Annotated in this window: 13 protein-coding genes; 10 read left to right on the forward strand and 3 right to left on the reverse strand. The window is 45.3% G+C overall.

From position 1 onward, the window contains the following. The first annotated feature begins 87 nt into the window (after nt 1–87). From ABHV44_RS07130 to ABHV44_RS07170, 9 genes are all read left to right on the forward strand, one after another. The gene (locus ABHV44_RS07130; protein WP_459073980.1) at nt 88–3873 is read left to right on the forward strand and encodes a PAS domain-containing protein; all 3786 of its coding nucleotides are present in this window, start codon (nt 88–90) and stop codon (nt 3871–3873) included. Further along, entirely contained in the window at nt 3836–4498 is a 663-nt protein-coding gene (locus ABHV44_RS07135; protein WP_459073981.1) for a response regulator transcription factor, read from the forward strand. The genes ABHV44_RS07130 and ABHV44_RS07135 overlap by 38 nt, the downstream gene beginning before the upstream one ends. A 199-nt stretch (nt 4499–4697) precedes the next feature. Further along, nucleotides 4698–5096 carry a response regulator gene (locus ABHV44_RS07140; RefSeq protein ID WP_459073982.1) on the forward strand — a complete coding sequence of 133 codons (399 nt, stop codon included), beginning with the start codon at nt 4698–4700 and terminating at the stop codon, nt 5094–5096. A 57-nt stretch (nt 5097–5153) separates the two neighbouring features. After that, nucleotides 5154–5579 carry a response regulator gene (locus ABHV44_RS07145; RefSeq protein WP_459073983.1) on the forward strand — a complete coding sequence of 142 codons (426 nt, stop codon included), beginning with the start codon at nt 5154–5156 and terminating at the stop codon, nt 5577–5579. Nucleotides 5580–5609: 30 nt separating this feature from the next. Further along, nucleotides 5610–6527 carry a pseudouridine-5'-phosphate glycosidase gene (locus ABHV44_RS07150; RefSeq protein WP_459073984.1) on the forward strand — a complete coding sequence of 306 codons (918 nt, stop codon included), beginning with the start codon at nt 5610–5612 and terminating at the stop codon, nt 6525–6527. Between the two features lie 116 nt (nt 6528–6643). Beyond that, a complete protein-coding gene (locus ABHV44_RS07155) occupies nt 6644–9067 on the forward strand; it encodes an alpha-ketoacid dehydrogenase subunit alpha/beta (RefSeq protein ID WP_459073985.1) in 2424 nt (807 codons plus the stop codon). A gap of 3 nt (nt 9068–9070) precedes the next feature. Further along, nucleotides 9071–9283, forward strand: a complete 213-nt coding sequence (locus tag ABHV44_RS07160) for an RNA-binding S4 domain-containing protein (protein ID WP_459073986.1) — start codon at nt 9071–9073, stop codon at nt 9281–9283. A 139-nt stretch (nt 9284–9422) separates the two neighbouring features. Beyond that, nucleotides 9423–12377, forward strand: coding sequence for a carboxypeptidase-like regulatory domain-containing protein (locus ABHV44_RS07165; protein WP_459073987.1), 2955 nt, complete (start codon nt 9423–9425; stop codon nt 12375–12377). A 36-nt stretch (nt 12378–12413) separates the two neighbouring features. Continuing rightward, entirely contained in the window at nt 12414–14114 is a 1701-nt protein-coding gene (locus ABHV44_RS07170) for a T9SS type A sorting domain-containing protein (protein ID WP_459073988.1), read from the forward strand. Nucleotides 14115–14346: 232 nt separating this feature from the next. On the opposite strand, the gene ABHV44_RS07175 is transcribed toward ABHV44_RS07170, so the two are convergent. Together ABHV44_RS07175 and ABHV44_RS07180 are read right to left on the reverse strand one after the other, a co-directional pair. Next, nucleotides 14347–15339, reverse strand: a complete 993-nt coding sequence (locus ABHV44_RS07175; protein ID WP_459073989.1) for an SIMPL domain-containing protein — start codon at nt 15337–15339, stop codon at nt 14347–14349. Nucleotides 15340–15796: 457 nt separating this feature from the next. Continuing rightward, nucleotides 15797–16246, reverse strand: coding sequence for a DUF1573 domain-containing protein (locus tag ABHV44_RS07180; RefSeq protein WP_459073990.1), 450 nt, complete (start codon nt 16244–16246; stop codon nt 15797–15799). 249 nt (nt 16247–16495) lie between these two features. On the opposite strand from ABHV44_RS07180, the gene ABHV44_RS07185 reads away from it, so the two are divergent. Beyond that, nucleotides 16496–19123, forward strand: coding sequence for a valine--tRNA ligase (locus ABHV44_RS07185; protein WP_459073991.1), 2628 nt, complete (start codon nt 16496–16498; stop codon nt 19121–19123). Nucleotides 19124–19134: 11 nt separating this feature from the next. Here the strand turns inward: ABHV44_RS07185 and ABHV44_RS07190 are convergent, their stop codons facing one another. Continuing rightward, the gene (locus ABHV44_RS07190; protein ID WP_459073992.1) at nt 19135–19881 is read right to left on the reverse strand and encodes a glycosyltransferase family 2 protein; all 747 of its coding nucleotides are present in this window, start codon (nt 19879–19881) and stop codon (nt 19135–19137) included. Nucleotides 19882–19900: the final 19 nt, after the last annotated feature.

Here is a 19900-nt window from a genome sequence, read left to right on the forward strand (position 1 = left end):
TCAGGTTTTGTTTTCCGAAAACAGATCCCTTCGGTGGCTGTCTGAAGCCATTGTTTATTTTTATACCCGTTCAACGAGCCGAAAATTATGCGGATACTCCTTTTATTCATCTTAATCTTTTCTTCTCTGCTCACTTCTGCGGCAAAGGTGGATAGCTTGATACAGCAGCTCGAGAAGGAAGACAGGCTCGGAAAAAGATTTAACCTTCTCAATAAAATTTCTGACGAATACAGTCACACTGATCTTGAGAAATCTACTCACTACGCACAGCGATGGTTTGCCGAAGCAGAGGCGGCAGGTAGTCAGGTTCACATGGGGAGAGCGCTTAGTCGCTACGGAGATATTTTGCTTCACAAAGGGAGGAATGATTCTGCACTTGCTGTGTTAAAGCAATCCGTAGAATATCTTAAAGAATACCCAGACTTGTTGGGGCTCTATCAGGCGAAGATCATTTTAGCCCGGGCTCACAATCAAAAGCTACAATACTACCAATCGATTGAGCAGTTAAATGAGTGCATTCAATATCTGGAGAAACACAAGGGTGAGAATAAACACTATGAAATCATCCGCGGCAACGCTCACTTCGAGAAAGGTAAAGTATTCGACTTGTTGGGAGAAAGCGAAAAGGGCATCCCACATCTCCGAAAAGCGCGAAAGATTTATGCGGAGCAAAACGACCTCGAAGGATTAGCCAATACCCTGATGCTCATCGGTGGATTTCACTACAATCAACAACACTGGGATTCTGCAGTCCACTATTTTTCTATGTCAGACAGCATCTATACGGAACAAAACTGGCAGCGGTACCAAATCACAACAACCAACAACATCGGTTCCGTTTACCTGGAAAAGGGTGAACTCGACTCGGCAAAGGTGATGTTCGAAGAAGTGCTTGAGCAAAGTGAAAAATATGGTGATCTCAATGCTTTGTGTTTAGCAATGAACAATCTGGCGGAAGTCTACCTCAGAAAGGGTAATCTCGACAAGGCGATTGAATTGAGTCAAGAGTGCGTTGAACTCGTAGAAAACAGGAGGGTTGATAATCCTTACAGTCTGTTGCCCGCCTACTCAGTGCTTTACGAAACTCACAAAGCCAAAGGAAACTACGAACAAGCGCTGGCCTTTTTTGAAAAGCACAAGGCGATGAACGATTCGCTACGCAGTGAGAAAAACATAACCGACATTTCCATACTCGAATCGAGAATCAAAGCCGAGCAACAATCCGAAGAAAACAGACTGCTAAAGAAAAACCTCGAAAAGGAAAGGGAAGTTGTGGATCTGCAGACCGCAGCGTTAATGTTGATCCTGGTTTTAGTGATAGGCTCTGTGGTGGCTCTGATTTATTTCAGAAGAAGCAATCGGAAGCTCGAGGAAAAATCCGTTCGGCTCGAAGAAGAATCCACCAAGCTGGAAATTGCAGTGGACGAAATCAATCACATCAACGACAATCTGGAGAGCAAAATTCAGGAAAGAACTGCGGAGCTTTTGCAGGCCAACAACCGGCTTCAGGCTTCAGAGAGAAAAGCGAGGTTGAGTGAGTTCACCATCGAGTCGTCCGACTTTGCTGTTTTTTGGATCAACTCTCGCGGTCAGTTTATTCGCACTAACGAAGCCTGCGAGCTGCTCATGGGCTACGATCAACGCGAATTAAAAACTCTGCGTGCGCACGATATTTACGCTCAGGAAGACATGCCGGGCTTTTCGAAGTATTGGTCAGTTGTGAAGTCAGAACGCTACTATCCCTGGGAGCTCAAGTTGAGAAGAAAAGACGGTGAGGAAATTTGGGTTGAGACTTTTTCGCACTACATCACTTTTGATAACGAAGAATACATCTGCGGTTTTGCCAGGGATATCTCTGATCGTAAAAGCCGACAGGAGGAAATAAGCAGAAGATATCAGTTTGAATCGCTGATTGCGAGGATCTCTAACAGGCTCCTCAAGCTGCCTTCTGGAGAGGTGGAAGTTGCCATCAAAAATGCGCTTCAAGAAGTCAACGAAGTGCTAAAGAGCGACAGAACTTTTGTGACGATCCTCAGCAGCGATCGCAAAAAGTATCGCGTAGCCATAGGAGAGGGCACACCAAATGAGAAACTCAGCGACATGATTCGAAGTGGAAAGCCCATACCTTTCAAAGGGTCGTACATTCCTGAACAACTCGAAAAAGACGAAGTAGTGGTCTTTAAGGATGTCGAAAAGCTGGGGACGAAGTACAGCATTGAAAAAGAAGTTCTCAATTCGCAAGGTGTGCGCTCGTTGATTTTGGTGCCGGGATCCATCAAAAACGAAATCTATCTGGCCATTGGCGTTCACATGCTTCACGAACCTCGGGAATGGAGTTCTGATGAGGAAAACTTGCTTAAAATCATTGGTGAAATGCTGGCATCGGCACTGGCCAGAAGTGAAAAAGAGGTGTCGTTGAGAGAAAGTGAGAGGCGATTGAAACTCGCTTTGCAGGCCGGGAATGAAGCGATCTGGGATTGGGACATGGAAACGAATGAAATGTTTACCAGTGAGGAATTCTACTCTTTAATGGGTTACGATGAAGAAGAGTTTGATCACACCGTAGATCATTTTATCTCCACTATCTATGAGCCAGATCAGAGGCTGTTTAAATCTGTTTTTGAAAATTTCATTTCGGGTCGTCAGGACACGTATGAGTTGAATTATCGCGTAGTTCGAAAAGATGGAGATTTGATGTGGGTTAATTCCAGAGGGATTGTAAAAGATCGCTATCCGAATGGAAAACCTCGTGGAATCACAGGAACGTTAACTGATATCACTGAGCGAAAAACCGCTGAGATTGAACTCGGAAGGCTCAATCAAAGATTGGAAAACCTGATCGATAATCTGCCTGGTATCGTCTACCGATCAAGAAATGACGATCAGTGGTCGATGGAGTTCATCAGTAACTCGGTAGAAGACATCACAGGCTACAAAGCTGAAGAGTTTACTTCGCAGGAAAACCCTCGTGGATGGCGCTCAATCATTCATCCTGACGATCAGGATTTTGATAGCGAAGAAATTATCAAATCGCTTGAAGGCTCAGGTAAATATCAGTATACCTACAGGGTGATCGCCAGGAATAATGAAATAAAGTGGTGTCTCGAGCAAGGAGTTGCCATCAGAGATGATCTCGGTAGAATTGTAGAATATGAAGGCTACATCATTGACATCACCGATAAGATGAAAGCGGAGGATAAGATCATCGCGACCGTTCTGGAAACTGAAGACAAAGAGCGCAGGAGGATTGCCAAGGAACTGCACGACAGTCTTGGTCAAACGCTTACAGCCGCATCGCTAAACATTAATTCAATTAAAAAGGAAATCCCAAAGCTCAGCGAAAACCTGCAAGTGAAGTACAACAAAACGCAGGAGCTCCTTCGTCAGGCCATACGCGAGAGTAGAGATATTTCACACAACATCATGCCCAAAGACATCGATGATTTTGGTTTCATTCTCGCCACGCAAAGCCTCATGGATGGACTTTCAGACGCTACCGATGTCGATTTTCAATTCTACGAAAACCTCAATGGAACGCGACTTCCGGGCTTTGTGGAGCTCAATCTCTTCCGCATCACTCAAGAGGCGATCAACAACTCGCTGAAATACGCGAATGCAAAAAATATCACGGTTCAACTAATGAAACACGATGATATGCTTATACTTACGGTTGAAGATGATGGTAGAGGTTTTAATCTCGAAAGTCTCAAAAAAGAAACAACCAGCCTCGGGATTTCTAATATGCGCAACCGCGCCAATGCCATGAGTGGAGAATTCACCATTGACAGCAGTAAATCCAGAGGAACAATAATTACAGTTCAAATATCTTTGCAAAATGAGCAAGTCCCCAATTCAACTGTTTTTAGTAGATGATCACGAAATCGTGAGAGACGGCATTCGCTCCTATCTCGAAGATGACGAACGCTTTGGTTTGGTAGGTGAGGCAGCAGATGGAGAGGAAGCTTTGAAAAAACTCGAAGAGCTCGATAAAATGCCCGATATCGTTCTCACAGATATCAGCATGGAGCCAATGGATGGGCTCGAACTTAGCAAGAGGCTCAGGCAAAAACGCCCCGAGCTAAAAGTTGTAGTGCTCAGCATGCTCAACGAACACCAATACATTAGGCACATCCTCGAAACGGGGATTGAGGGATACGTGCTCAAAACTGCCGGTGAAGAAGAGCTCAAAGCGGCAATTCTCAAAGTTTACGATGGTGGAAACTACTTTAGCCAGGATGTAACCAAGACAGTGATGGAGAGCATCGCAGGCAAAAAGAACAAAAAAGAAAGTCGCTTTGGAGTGACGATTCCACTCACCGATAGAGAGAAAGAAGTGCTCAGCCTGATAGTCAGAGAATACAGCAATTCAGAAATAGCCGATGAGTTGTTTATCTCACCTCGCACGGTGGAGGCGCACAAAAGAAATCTGCTCGAAAAAACGGGATCGAAAAACATTGCCGGTCTGGTGCTTTACGCCATCAACAACGACATTATCTAAACACGCTGATCTGCTGGTCGTTCCGTGAGGCAATGTTATACGTAAATCACGTATTTTATCAAAATAGGTTTATTGCATAAAATCAGAACAGCCTCTGGCGGTACCTTTGTTCTTGTAAAGTTGTAAATGTGCAGAAGTACAAGAAGTGCCCAATACACGAGAAATAAAAACTATAACGATTGTATCTAACAGCTCGGATTTGATTGTACAAACTCTGGCGGAGATTATTCCGTCATCGTTTTCGGTCAACACCGAGCGTTATTCTTCCATCAACTGGGACGAGGCTGCTACAAATTCCCTCCTCGCTTCGCCCGATTGCCTGATAGTTGATCTGATGCTCGACTTTCAGAAGTTCTCAGAGATCACTAGAACCCTGAGGAACATCAATCCCAGTGCAAAGATTATTGTAGTTGACGACTACAGTAGCCTTGCTTTTGTGAGGCAAACGAGTGGTTTGGACTGGATTGATTCATCTCTTAACATTTCCGATTTCCCGGAAAGCATTGAGGGAGAATTAAAAAAAAATAAAACGGCAGATAGTATCAATCACCTCTTCGGGAAAGTTGGTGAAAGACTGAGAAACCTGTCGATTGACTGAGCCTGTACTTCGAGCAACTTAAGCTGAAAAACAAAAACTAAAGAATTGACACGAGTAATGAACCAAATTAGCGTAGGGTCGCACCTTGAGAATGAAAATGATTCGAGAAAAATCAATTTCATCTATCTGCTCGATAGCGATTCGATTATTAACTACATCAACAGAAAGCTGTTTCAAAGCATTGACTCACAGCTTGAGGTGATGGAGTCGCACAACCCAAAGTCCGCTCTGGAATTTCTCAAAGACAATCCAGGACAAACCCCGGATCTTATTTTGCTTGATTTGGACTTGCCATTCATGAGTGGCTGGGAGTTCATTGATGCTTGTCTGGATTCAGGGATAGAAACCCGCTTCTTTTTGCTCAGCAACGAAATCACTTCAACAGAGATTCAAAAGGCTAAAACTATTCCTCAAATCGTGGGGTACACCGAAAAGCCTCTTCTGTCGGAAGGTGTGGAGCAAATTTTTGCCCGTCTCAACTAAGGGATCCAAAGTGCCTCGTAAATTTGAGGCATGAATCAAAAAACAGATTTATTAGTGCTTTCTGCAGAAGTGGAGAGCGCACTAAAAGAGAACCGTCCGGTGGTGGCACTAGAATCCACCATCATTTCTCATGGGATGCCTTTTCCTGAAAATCTAAAAACAGCTCAGGCGCTGGAAGATATAGTAAGAGCCGAAGGTACCGTGCCCGCTACCGTTGCGGTAATGGACGGAAAGCTCAGAGCAGGTTTGTCTGAAAGTCAGCTTGAACGACTGGCGAAAGAAGAGGACGTTTTGAAACTGAGCCGCTTCGATTTGCCATTGGCCATTTCACAAAAAAAGACCGGAGCAACTACAGTCGCTGCGACCATGATTGTGGCCCGCATGGCGGGAGTAAAGTTTTTCGCAACAGGTGGCGTGGGAGGCGTGCATCGCGGAGCGGAAAAAACTTTTGATGTCTCTGCTGACCTCACTGAGCTCGCCCAAACTGAAGTAGCGGTGATTTCTGCCGGAGTAAAATCAATCCTCGACATTCCAAAAACATTAGAGAAACTCGAGACCCTGGGAGTTCCGGTTATCGGCTTCCAAACTTCAGTGTTTCCTGCTTTTTACTCCAGAGAGAGCGGAGTAAAAGTACCCATTCGATTAGATTCGACTGATGAGGTAGTTTCTTTTCTAAAGGCAAAATGGGGCATGGGGCTCCGTGGAGGAGCTCTAATCGCCAACCCGATCGCTAATCAAAATAGCCTCGACAGAGAATTTATCGAGCCAAAAATCGAAGAAGCAATTGCGGAGGCTGAGAAGAAGGGAGTTTCCGGAAAAGAACTTACGCCATTTTTGCTCGATCGTATCGAAAAAATTACCAGAGGCAAGAGTCTGGAAGCCAACATCGAACTGGTAAAGTCCAATGCTCAGCTGGCAGCAAGGCTCGCTGTTGCGTACTCAAAGTGACTTGCCAGGTGTCGCTTTGATCGGAAGACGAAAAAAACCATTGGCACGGCCAATTGTTGAATTTTAAATTTTGTCGATTAAAAGTATCTTTGCAATCCTTTCGAAAACGAATTCCTATGGCAAAAGAACAACCATCTACAGCGGAAAATACAGCTACAGAAGAACAGTGGAGAAACGAACTCATCAACGACTACAGGCTGGCGTGCATCAGCCGCGAAGCTTCGTTGCTGGGTAGGAGAGAAGTGCTGACCGGAAAAGCCAAGTTTGGCATTTTTGGAGACGGAAAAGAAGTCGCCCAAATCGCCATGGCAAAGCAGTTCAAGAACGGTGATTTCCGCTCTGGTTACTATCGCGATCAAACATTTATGATGGCGATCGACATGCTCAATGTACAGCAATATTTTGCCGCCCTCTACGCACAAACCGATGTGCACGCTGAGCCGACCTCTGCCGGAAGACAAATGGGAGGTCACTATTCAACCAGAAACCTGAACGATGACGGAAGCTGGAAAAACCTGATGGAGAAGAAAAATTCTTCAGCAGACGTTTCGCCAACTGCAGCCCAGATGCCGCGACTCCTCGGACTGGCGCAAGCCTCAAAAGTTTACCGGGAAAACAAGGACTTGCACAGCTTCACCAATTTCTCTGACAAGGGAAATGAAGTAGCTTTCGGAACGATAGGCGATGCAAGTACTTCCGAAGGTTTGTTTTGGGAAACGGTGAACGCGGCCACAGTTTTGCAAGTTCCAATGGCGCTGTCAGTTTGGGACGATGGCTATGGAATTTCTGTTCCTAAAAAATACCAGACAGCCAAAGAAAGTATTTCGCAGGCCCTGAGCGGGTTTGACGTAACTGACGATGGTCTAAAGGGACTCAAGATTTTCAAGGTAAAAGGTTGGAACTATCCGGAGTTGGTAGCGACTTACGAAGAGGCGATTGCCTACTGCCGCGAAAGTCACGGACCGGTTTTGATTCACGTTGAGGAAGTTACTCAACCTCAGGGACACTCCACAAGTGGTTCTCACGAGCGCTACAAGTCAAAAGAAAGACTCGAGTGGGCAAAAGAATACGACTGCATCGTCAAGTTCAAAGAGTTTATTCTCATGGAAGGCGCAGCGAGCGAAGATGAACTTGAGAAAATTGAGAAAGAGTCGAAGAAATTTGTGCGCCAGGAGCAGAAAGAAGCCTGGAAAAATTTCACCACTCCTATAAAGAAAGAACTGGGAGAGGCCGTTGAGTTGATCAACAAGCTGGCAGCTGTAAGTGACAATCAGCCTTTTGTGGAGAAAGTTGGCAAAGAGCTGAAGTCGGCCATGGATCCGATTCGAAAGGATATTTTCAATGCCGTTCGGAAAGTAATTCGACTCACGAGAAAAGAACAGTCGAACGAAAAAGATACACTTATCACCTGGCTTCAGAACAGACTCAAAGAAAATAGAACGCGCTACAGCTCACACCTCTATTCGGAAAGCGAAGAGCGCGTGCTCAACATCGAGCCGATCCCTGCCGAGTATCCAGATGAGCCAGAGGAAGTAGACGGACGCATTGTTCTGAAAAAGAACTTCGAAAAGATTTTTGAGAAATATCCAGAGGTGCTCACCTTTGGCGAAGACACCGGAAAAATCGGTGGAGTCAACCAGTCGATGGAAGGCATGCAAGATAAGTTTGGCGAGCTGAGGGTTGCCGACACAGGAATTCGCGAAGCTACCATCGTAGGCCAGGGAATTGGAATGGCTATGAGAGGACTTCGCCCAATTGCCGAAATCCAATACCTCGATTACCTCTACTACGCGCTTCAAATCATGCGTGATGATTTGGCAACGGTTCAGTACAGGACACACGGTGGTCAAAAAGCTCCGCTGATTGTTCGTACGCGTGGCCACAGACTCGAAGGAATCTGGCACTCGGGTTCTCCAATGGGAGCCATCATCAACAGCCTGAGAGGAATGCAGGTTTGCGTACCGAGAAACATGGTTCAGGCTGCTGGAATGTACAACACACTTTTAGCATCAGACGAGCCGGCTTTGGTAATAGAATGCCTCAATGGATATCGCAGCAAAGAATCATTACCGAGCAACCTCGGTGAATTCCGTGTTCCGCTGGGACAGCCGGAAGTTGTTAGAGAAGGAACCGACATTACTGTGGTTTCTTACGGAAGTACATTCAATATTTGCCAGCAAGCAGCTCAGGAGCTTGAAGAAGCTGGAATCTCTGCAGAGCTGATTGATGTGCAAACGCTCTTGCCATTCGACATCAATCACACCATTCGCGAGTCGATCGCCAAGACGAACCGCGTCATTTTTATCGATGAAGACGTTCCCGGAGGTGCTTCGGCTTACATGATGGATCAGGTAGTGAATGGCCAAAAAGCATACTACCTGCTCGATTCTGAACCGAGAACGCTTTCTGCCCAGCCGCACTTGCCGGCTTACAGCACCGATGGCGATTATTTCTCCAAGCCTAGCCTGGACGATATTTTCGAAGCGATTTACGGAATGATGCACGAGGCTAATCCACAGCAATTTCCAAAACTCTACTAAGCCATGATTGAATTTCACATCCAGGGCGAGTACATCGAATTGATCAAGTTATTAAAGGCACTCAACCTCGTGTCTTCCGGTGGGGAGGCTAAATCTGTTGTAGAGGATGGCCTTATTCAGGTGAATGGCGAAGTGGAAACGCGAAAGCGTAGAAAGCTAAAGCCGGGAGATCAGGTAGAATTCGAAACTCACAAAATTGCTCTAATGGAGCAGTAGCACTTTTAGAAAGTCATCTTAGAAAATTAAAAAAGGAGCTCAATCGAGCTCCTTTTTTCTTATGCGTGCATAACAAACAATTTTTATATTAGCAGGGAATTAATCCTTAACTTTAATCACTCTCGTTAATCCTCTTTGTATGTTCAAAACGTTCAGGTTTGTTTTCCTGTGTGCACTGATGGCATTTTTTAGTAGTCAGCTTTTCTCTCAGGGAACGGTGGAAGGAACAGTGATAGATGAGCAAACCGATGAACCGATTTTTAGTGCGAACGTCCTGGTGAAGGGATCCACACGTGGGGTCAGCACCGATTTTGACGGTAAGTTCTCACTCCAGGTAGAGTCTCTGCCTGCCGTCATTTCCATTTCATTTATAGGATATAAACAGAAAGAAATTACGGTTCAGGAATACCGCAAAGACTTGGTGGTAAAACTTGTGCCTGATCAGGTGATAATGGAAGCAGCCGAGGTGGTTGGTGAGCGTATTTCGGAACGGCAGAAACAAGCACCTCTCACAGTGGAGTCGCTGGATGTAATTGCGATCAAGGAGGCACCGAGTGGAAATTTCTACGAAAGTTTGGGTAACCTTAAAGGTGTGGATATTACCTCGGCCAGTTTGGCTTTTAAGGTGATCAACACTCGTGGGTTCAACTCCACTTCTCCTGTTCGGTCTCTCCAGCTGATTGACGGAGTGGACAATCAATCTCCGGGACTAAACTTCTCTCTGGGGAACTTCCTGGGGGCATCCGATCTGGACCTGATGCGAGTAGACATCATCGCTGGAGCAAGTTCTGCATTTTATGGCCCGGGCGCATTCAATGGTGTAATTAACATGACTACCAAGGATCCGTTTCAGTTTCCGGGTTTTGCGTTCCAAATGAAAATGGGAGAGCGAGCACTTTTTGAGCAGAGCTTTCGCCTTGCAGAAGTAATTAAGGATGAAGAGGGCAATGACAAGTTTGCTGTGAAAGTCAATTTTTTCTGGATGAAAGCAAACGACTGGGAGGCGACAAACGATAACCCAACTATTGATTCTGAACACGGAAAAGACAATCCCGGAGGCTATGATGCCGTGAACCGCTACGGTGATGAGGATCTCGTGGGAGGAAATAGCTACGATCTATCGCCCAGTCAGCGTCTTGAGTATCCAGGACTTGGCACTTTCTACAGAACCGGCTACTGGGAGAGTGATGTAGTGAACTACAACACCAACAACCTCAAAACCAATGTCGGATTCTATTACAAGCCAACGGATGAGACCGTTCTCAACTACACGCTTAACTACAGTACTGGTAACACCATCTATCAGGGGGATAACCGCTATGCACTTCGTGGAATCCAGTTTTGGCAGAACAAGATTGAGTTTAAAAAAGAGGATCAGTTTTTTATCAGAGCTTACAGCACACAAGAGGATGCTGGTGATACCTACGATGCGGTGGTGACAGCATTCGAAATGCAAAATGAAGCGAAGGGAACACGAAACTGGAACACCGATTATTCAACCTACTGGAAGCAAGTGATTGTCGACATGATAGAACAGCTTCCCGGATACGGTGATATTGAGGATCAGTATCCGCGACCGCAGTTTAATGATTTCGACTCAGCCGAAGAATTTGCTGCAGCTTACCAGGCTTGGATTCCCGTATTTAACGATGCCGTTGCCAATTTGCTAGCGCAGTACCCCGATCAACTTCAGGCTTTTCACGACATGGCGCGAGACAATGCTGACAATCAGGTTGCTCTGCTGAGCAATCATCCACTTTACGAGCCCGGAACACCGGAATTTGAAAGACAATTCAACAGTGTCACAAGTCGCTACTTTAATGAAGGCGGTTCGCGTTTTTACGACCGAAGCGCACTCTACCATGTTCATGGTGAATATGAATTTCATCCCGACTGGCTCGATATAAAAATTGGAGGAAACACGCGCTGGTACCGCCCAGATTCGAGAGGTACTATTTTTAGCGATACGCTCGAGTATCAATATCAAAATGGCGAACCAATTGACAGCGCCTATCGCCAAATCAAAAATTTTGAGTACGGAGTTTATCTTGGACTGGAAAAGGAATTTCTCGAGGATCGACTAAAGACGAACTTTTCTATCCGAATGGATAAAAATCAGAATTTCGATTACCTCTTTTCACCAGCTCTTTCAGCGGTCTACACTGCTGATAAAAACAACATTTTCAGAGCGACATTTTCATCAGCTATCAGAAACCCAACACTCGCTGATCAGTATCTGTTTTATGATGTAGGGAGAGCAATTCTGCTAGGTAACGTAGATGGAATTTATGCTGCCGGAAATGATTCTCTTGTTACCGTTGAATCATTTGGAGATTATCTCAACTCTCCGAGCTTGTCTGAAGGTGTCTCTAAACTGGAATACTTCAACGTGCCTGCCATTCGCCCTGAAAAAGTGAAAACCATCGAGTTGGGGTACCGCGGTACACTCTTCGAACAGCTTTACATTGACTGGGCAACTTACTTCAGCTGGTACGATGACTTCATCGGCTACAACATTGGAATTGACTTAACGCTCGATAATCAAACGTCATTCCCGAGTAGCGTTCAGGTTTATCGCCTGGCGGCAAATGCCCGCGACAGAGTTACGACCATGGGAACCAGCCTGGGGCTCAACTACTACTTTAAGCGGTATACACTTTCCGGTAACTATTCATTCAACAGACTCGACTTGCAGGGATCTGACGACCCGATTATTCCTGCATTCAACACGCCTGAGCACAAATTCAATCTCGGCCTCAGCGGCCGTGACATGACCTGGGGAAACTGGAAGGGAATGGGCTTCGGTGTAAACTACAAATGGGTTGATGGATTCGTATTTGCAGGAAGTCCGCAGTTTACCGGATTTGTTCCCAGCTACGATATGGTCGACTTTCAGGTCAACAAAAAGCTTGAGAAATACAATGCGACTATTAAACTAGGAGCTTCCAATGTTTTTGGAATAAAACCACTTTTTGAAGGTGGTCCTGATGCAGTGAAAAACGCACTCGACAACAGAGTGATGCAGGTGTTTGGCGGTCCGTTTATCGGCAGACTGGCATATTTCTCCATCCTCTTCGAAATCGATAAAAAATAATTGTACTTTAAATGTGAAATAAAAACCCAATCTAAGATGAGAAAAATTATACCCTTGATGAGCGCTGCACTGCTCCTTTTGTGTGCTACCAACTCCAACGCTCAGCGCTATGAAGAAGAAGTATTTGATTACGATGAGCTCGTAATTCAGACTGACATTACTTATGGAACTAACATTGATTTCTTGACTTCTGACTTTAGTGACAATGCTCAAACTCAGGCTGATCTAACAGAGATTCAAACAGCTATTGCCATGGGAAATCCAATTCCCGCTGAGTACTACAATCCAGCTGATGCAACAACAAATGTGAAGGTAACTGACATTAAGTACGATTTGTACATGCCAGATCCAGAGATTGATGATGTGACTGAAAGACCTGTAATCATCTATGTGCACACCGGAAACTTTCTTCCGCCAATCATCAATGGAGGAATTACCGGATCGAAAAATGACAGCGCTGCTGTAAACCTTTGCCGCCAGTGGGCCAAGCGTGGTTTCGTTGCAATCTCCATGGACTACAGAAAGGGATGGAATCCAATTTCTCCAGATCCTGACGTAAGACGTGGAACTCTTTTAAATGCCGTTTATCGCGCTATTCAAGACAACAAGCAAATGGTTCGTGTACTTCGTGAAGAGGCCGACAATGGAAACCCTAAAGCTATCGATGCAAACAAGGTTGCACTTTACGGACAAGGGTCTGGAGGCTATGTGGTTTGCGCTTACATGTCACTTGACCAGGAGGCTGAGTTGAACCTAGATAAATTCATCGACTCAAACACGGGTATGTCTTATGTGAATACCGATCAAGTTGGCGAAATCAATGGCCTTGGTGGTGCGCTTAACCTTTACCAGGACAACGGATACACTTCAGAAATTCAGTTTTCTGCCAATGCCGGTGGAGCACTTGCCGACAACAGCTGGTTGCAAGGTGGGGAAAACCCGCACGTAGCTCTTCACTGTGTTAGAGACCCATTTGCGCCATTCGGTACAGGTGACGTAATTGTGCCTACAACAAACGAAGTTGTTGTTGAGGTGGATGGTAGTAATGTTTTCATTCAGGAAATGAATGACCTTGGAAACAACGATGTTTTCGCGAGCTTTCCACAAGACAACGATCCTTACACACAGCGCGCTCGTTCGCTCTACGGTGAAACAGTAGATTACATCTATCCAGCGCCAAATGACGAGATCACTATCAATTCTGATCCAGAAGGGCTTTTCCCTTTCATGTTACCGATCAATGAGACCAACGTATTCTTGAACGAAGGTCACCCATGGGACTGGTGGGATTTTGAAACGCTTGAAGCTTACGTTGATCAGTTGAATGCTGCAACAGGAAGTGATTACAATGCTACTCAGATTCACCAGCAGGCACTTGCCGGAAACCCAGGAATGGGACCAGACAAAGGACTTGCCTACATCGATACTATTCAGGGATACATGATTCCGAGAATGTTGCTTTCAATGGACATTCCTCTTTCGTTGGACGAGACAGAGAAAGAAATTTACGGAATGACAGTTTATCCAAACCCTTCGATTGATCAATTGACAATCACTTGCGAAGGTCTGATGGAAGAAATGGTGATCTACAACACGCTCGGAGCGATTGTAGCTCGCGAGCAGCTTTCTTCAACTCGCAGCAAGCAGATTTCTATAGCTGACCTCGAGAGCGGACTTTACACAGTGCGCATCAAAGCTGGAGATAGTTATATAAGCAGAAAGTTCCTGAAGAAGTAACAGTCTTTTTGAATGAAATTATTTGTGTCTGAAAGCAATGTCAGACGCTTGCACTAAAATGTTCGAGTTCGAGGCTTGTGAAGCTTTGAAAAGCAAGGAGTTTACTATTGTAAATGACTGTTTTCAAAGCGAGCATAACGAGGAAATCGGACATTATAGAAAAGCATAAAAAGGAGGGCGGGCCGCTAGCGGCCCGCCCTTTTCTATTTTGTAAGCAATTCTCACAAGTTGATTAGTTCAGTGGCAACGGTTTAATCACTCCATCAGGGTTTACCAAAATGTACTCCTTGCGATATTCAACTTTTGGCTCCGGCTCTTTCTTTTCTTTTACAGGCTTTTCGCGGTAGTACTGTAGCTCAATGCTGTAGGTGAATTGAACCACGGGCTCCACTGTTTCTGGTTCGATGACAATGTCGTAGCCCTTGTAGGAAATTTTGTTGTAAAACTGCGTTGTTGGCTTGCGAGCTTCTTTGAGCTTTTCGTTGCTCAGCTCGCGCTCAAAAGCGACATTTCCAAAAGCACGGTATGACTGGTAGCGCTCAAGAGGGAAAATCACATTCTGACTTTCAGCAATTCCGCGCCATTCATCTTCGAGGTTAACCCCTAGCTTTTTGTACTGCTCTACTTTCTCTTGAATTTGAGCAGTGGCCCGCTCGCGGAGGGTATCGTAAATCTTTTCGATGTCTTTTACCATGTAGTCGACTTTTACCAAATCGTAGATTTCGTGGATGGCGGCCGCAGTCACAATCTTGTCGAGCTGTCTCGGATCAGTGAACTTGATGTGGATGTTCTTTTGAATTTCGAATCCTCTCGGAACTTCCGTATAGCTCTTACTGAAGAGCCTTTTAGAGACTTCCACCTCGTAGACTGGTACCATGGAAAGCATGTCATAGACAAAGTTTTCTTCTGAAATTCCAAGATCCATTACATCAGCCTGGAAAGCATCTAGTTTTTCGCTCATCAATGAATCTGCTTCACGAGCTGAGTTGCCCAGTTGAGTGAGGTGAAAAATAGCGAGATAACTCTCAGCCTGCACGTTGTACAAGGCGTTGATTTTGAAACTCACCATGTTTGGATTTACCGCCTGGTGAGGGTTCACGTAAGCCTGGTTCTGCTGTTGCCAGCGATTAGATTGATTGTAAATGAGATTTCCGGCAACCTGAGCAGAAAGCTGGGAAGTGAAGAAAATGAGAGTCAGGATTGAGAGTACAATAATTCTTTTCATGAGATCAATTTTTTGATTATTTGAAAAGGCTGTACAGGCGGAGTTTGGTTCCGTTCATTATCACTGTAGGTAATTAAGTAGATTGAGGTAATTGAGGTAACTAAGTATCCTCGATCAACGAGATGCCCCTCAATACTCAAACTTCAACTCAAACTGCCAGGTTGAATTATCAGTTATGAGTTGTTTCCAATTAGCAATTCAGTGCAGAGGTCTAAAACCTTTTGAACAGAGTTGCGGAGTATCAACGAAAACATCCCACCACAAATCGTCCTTTCGAAGACGGTCGTCCTGAACTCGCTTCAGGACCTCACTAAACTCAACTTGATAGTTCTTCAAAGCAAGTTGGCCTCCCCAACCGTAATCTCAATCCACCCACTCAACCACAAAAAAAAAACTCCGCTACAGCACTGGGCCGTAGCGGAGTTTCAAATTTATTGGAAGCTGACTTCCGGGAGAATTATTTTTTCACCGGAGCACCTGGTGAAGCTTGTTTCACCGGAGCGTTGCTGTTGTCAGCGTTGTTTTCAACTTTTCCTTTGATACGAACGATTTTTGTAGGCTCATTTTCAGCATTCGATGTGATCGTTACTGATTTGTTGATAGGCCCGATGCGGTTCGTGTCGTATTTTACCTTCACGGTAGAAGTTCCACCTGGAGGAATCGGAGTTTTTTCGCACTGTGGCACTGTACATCCGCAAGATCCTTTACACTTAGAAATGATCAATGGCTCAGTACCAGTGTTTGTTACTGTAAATTCGCAAGTGCCGTCAGCACCTTTGTTGATGGTTCCGTAGTCGTGTACGTCTTTGTCTACCGAGATAGCTGGTCCGTTAACAACTTCGTTTTGCGCCATCAGAGCAAAAACTCCTGCAAAAACAAATGCGAGTGATAAAATTACTTTTTTCATTATGCTAAATTTTAGATGGTTTTCGATTATTACCATTCCAAAAGTAATGCGATTCTCTCCGATGAAATTGTATTTAACAAGTCTTTAACAGCTGACAATGGCAGTGTGTGGTTTGATGTTGCGATTTTCCCTCTTCCTTTCCTATGCCGCCAATGCTGAGTTTGCTAAATTTGCCAACTTAAATGCGAAGCGGCACAATGCTGTTGCGTTCGCCTCTTTTTTGAGAAACCAAACCAGAACACATTCCGCATGGAAATTCCGAGTAAGTACGACCCTTCGAAAACCGAGTCCCGCTGGTACAACTTTTGGCTGGAGAACAAATTTTTTAAATCCACCCCCGATGAGCGCGAGCCCTACACGGTAGTGATTCCTCCGCCAAACGTAACCGGTGTGCTCCACATGGGACACATGCTCAACAACACCATTCAGGATGTACTGGTGCGCAGAGCCCGAATGAAGGGACTCAACGCTTGCTGGGTACCGGGCACCGATCACGCATCTATTGCCACAGAAGCAAAAGTGGTGCGTAAGCTCCGCGAAGAAGGCATCAAAAAGTCGGACCTCTCTCGCGAGGATTTCATGGAGCACGCCTGGGAATGGACGCACAAACACGGTGGAATTATCCTCGACCAGCTCAAAAAACTCGGAGCGAGCTGCGACTGGGACCGCACGCGCTTCACCATGGATGAAAAGTACTACGAGAGCGTAATCGACACGTTTATTGACCTCTACAAAAAGGATTTGATCTACCGTGGCGAGCGCATGATCCACTGGGATCCGGTTGCGCTCACTGCCCTTTCGGACGAAGAAGTGATCTACAAAGAGGTGAACTCAAAACTCTACCACGTGCGCTACAAGGTTTCTGGAACAGAAGACGAATGGCTTACAATCGCAACTACTCGTCCTGAAACGATTTTGGGTGATACAGCAATCTGCATCAACCCCAAAGATGAGCGCTTTACGCACCTGCATGGCAAAAAGGCAATCGTTCCTCTCGTGAATCGTGAAGTGCCGATTATCCTCGATGAGTACGTTGACATGGAGTTTGGAACGGGGTGCTTAAAAGTGACTCCGGCTCACGATCCCAATGATTTTGATCTCGGACAAAAGCACGATCTGGAGATCCTCAACATCATGACTCCAGACGCAAAAATGAATGAGGAAGCTCAGCTCTACGTGGGCGAAGATCGTTTTGAGGTTAGAAAAAGAATTGAAAAAGATCTCGACACTGCCGGTCACCTGGTGAAAGTGGAGGAGTATGAAAATAAAGTTGGCTTCTCCGAAAGAACCGATGCGGTGATCGAGCCGCGACTTTCTTTGCAGTGGTGGGTGAAAATGAAAGAGTTTTCGCAACCTGCCTTTGAAAATGTGATGAACGACAACATCAAGTTCTACCCGGAGAAATTCAAAAACTCCTACCGCAACTGGATGGAGAACATCAAAGACTGGTGCATCAGCCGCCAACTCTGGTGGGGACACCAAATCCCGGCCTACTACTACGGAGATGGAGCTGATGATTTCGTTGTTGCCAAAACTGCCGAAGAAGCTCTGGAACTAGCGCAAAAGAAATCCGGAAACGCCAACCTTAAAGCAGAAAACCTGCGTCAGGACGAAGACGTGATGGACACCTGGTTCTCTAGTTGGCTGTGGCCGATTTCTGTGTTTGATGGTTTCTATTCTGACGAGGAAGTGGACTATTACTATCCGACAAACGACCTGGTGACGGCTCCTGAAATTATGTTCTTCTGGGTAGCCCGAATGATTATTGCCGGTTACGAGTACCGCAATGAAAAACCATTTGAAAATGTTTACTACACGGGAATCGTTCGAGACAAGCAGGGAAGAAAGATGAGTAAATCGCTCGGGAATTCTCCCGATCCGATTGAGCTCATGGAGCAGTACGGTGCCGATGGAGTGCGAGTGGGAATGCTGTTGACATCACCTGCCGGAAACGACCTTCCGTTTGATGTGTCGCTCTGCGAGCAGGGAAGAAATTTCGCAAATAAAATCTGGAATGCTTTCCGCCTGGTAAAAAGCTGGGAAGTGAAAGATATCGATCAGCCAGACTCAGCTAAAACAGCCATCGAGTGGATGGAAGCGAAGTTTAATGCAACCCTCGATTCGATCAATAAAAACTACGATCAATTCAGAATTTCTGATGTACTAATGAGTGTCTACAAACTCATTTGGGACGACTTCTGCTCATGGTATCTCGAAATGGTGAAACCGAAGTACGGTGAGCCAATTGATGCAAAGACGCTCGAAGCTACGGTTCAGTTCTTTGAGAAAATGCTGAAAGTGCTTCATCCGTTTATGCCTTTTATCACAGAAGAAATCTGGCACTACCTCCGCGAAAGCAATGACCCTAAAGATGCTTTGATCGTAGCTTCCTGGCCAAAACTTAAGGATTCTGATTCTGCTCTTCTCGAGGAGTTTGAGAAAGTTCAGGAAGTGATCGGTAACGTTCGCAACATCCGCAAACAGAAAAACATTCCGAACAAAAACGAGCTCGAACTGAAAGTGAAGCTCAACAACAAGCTCAAGGGAGACTACGATTCTGTGATTGCGCACTTGTGCAACATCAGCACAATTGAGCAGGTAGACGAGAAGATCGAAAATGCGTTTTCTTTTATCTCCAACGGGAACGAATATTTCATTCCATTTAGCGAAGAAATTGACGTAGAAGCGGAGAAAAAGAAAATCGAGGAGGATCTGAATTACACCAAAGGCTTTTTGAAATCGGTAGAGAAAAAGCTCTCGAACGAGCGTTTTGTAAACAACGCACCTGAGCAGGTTGTGGCTGCCGAAAAGAAAAAGCAGAGCGATGCCGAAGCCAAGATCAAAATCCTGGAAGAGAAGTTAGAAAGCTTGAATTAGTCTTAGACGTTTCAGGACTTTTGGAAAATCCTGAATTTCGCGTTGACACTTTTCGCAAGGAAGTATTTTGTAGAAGTGGACAGAACTCCAAGTCCGTACTTCACGCTTCGTTTGAAATTGATAGACGAAGAATCATCGGAGTACCTTGTCGGGCAAGTGATCTCTGCCATTTCAAATCCTTCGAATGCAATTTGAGCGAGCATCTGATTGTCGAAAACGAAATCGTCTGAATTGGCATTGTAATCAATTGACTTTAGCACATTGGCCGAGAAAGCTCGGTAACCAGTATGATACTCAGATAGTTTTTGGTTCATCAAAATATTTTGACTGAGAGTCAACACCCGGTTGAAGAAGTACTTGTAGGCAGGCATTCCTCCGCGAAGTGCTCCCTTGCCCAAAATTCTGGAACCCAGCACCACTTCGTAAACATCGTTGGCAATAAGAAAGCACATCGAATGGATGAGTTTGGGAGTGTATTGATAATCCGGGTGGAGCATCACCACGATATCAGCTCCGAGCTTGAGCGCTTCGTTGTAGCAGGTTTTCTGATTTCCTCCATAGCCCAAATTCTCCTTGTGTTCAAAAATATGTTTTATGCCAATCTCTCTTGCCCGGTCTACAGTGCGATCGCTACTGCAGTCGTCAGTTAGGATAACATCGTCTACAACGTCAAATGGAATTTCGTTGTAGGTAGACTCGAGAGTTTTGTCCGCGTTGTACGCAGGAAGGACAACGATGATCTTTCTGCCGTTTATCATTTCTTTAAAGTTTGGTCGC

It is taken from the genome of Halocola ammonii, assembly GCF_049334165.1.
Classification (GTDB): Bacteria; Bacteroidota; Bacteroidia; order Flavobacteriales_D; family Sanyastnellaceae; genus JBEGHD01.

Coding starts and splice junctions, on each gene's coding strand:
- ABHV44_RS07150 (WP_459073984.1), top strand. CDS start 5,610: ATGAATCAAAAAACAGATTTATTAGTGCTTTCTGCAGAAGTGGAGAGC.
- ABHV44_RS07185 (WP_459073991.1), top strand. CDS start 16,496: ATGGAAATTCCGAGTAAGTACGACCCTTCGAAAACCGAGTCCCGCTGG.
- ABHV44_RS07170 (WP_459073988.1), top strand. CDS start 12,414: ATGAGAAAAATTATACCCTTGATGAGCGCTGCACTGCTCCTTTTGTGT.
- ABHV44_RS07155 (WP_459073985.1), top strand. CDS start 6,644: ATGGCAAAAGAACAACCATCTACAGCGGAAAATACAGCTACAGAAGAA.
- ABHV44_RS07175 (WP_459073989.1), bottom strand. CDS start 15,339: ATGAAAAGAATTATTGTACTCTCAATCCTGACTCTCATTTTCTTCACT.
- ABHV44_RS07180 (WP_459073990.1), bottom strand. CDS start 16,246: ATGAAAAAAGTAATTTTATCACTCGCATTTGTTTTTGCAGGAGTTTTT.
- ABHV44_RS07165 (WP_459073987.1), top strand. CDS start 9,423: ATGTTCAAAACGTTCAGGTTTGTTTTCCTGTGTGCACTGATGGCATTT.
- ABHV44_RS07145 (WP_459073983.1), top strand. CDS start 5,154: ATGAACCAAATTAGCGTAGGGTCGCACCTTGAGAATGAAAATGATTCG.
- ABHV44_RS07130 (WP_459073980.1), top strand. CDS start 88: ATGCGGATACTCCTTTTATTCATCTTAATCTTTTCTTCTCTGCTCACT.
- ABHV44_RS07190 (WP_459073992.1), bottom strand. CDS start 19,881: ATGATAAACGGCAGAAAGATCATCGTTGTCCTTCCTGCGTACAACGCG.
- ABHV44_RS07135 (WP_459073981.1), top strand. CDS start 3,836: ATGAGCAAGTCCCCAATTCAACTGTTTTTAGTAGATGATCACGAAATC.
- ABHV44_RS07160 (WP_459073986.1), top strand. CDS start 9,071: ATGATTGAATTTCACATCCAGGGCGAGTACATCGAATTGATCAAGTTA.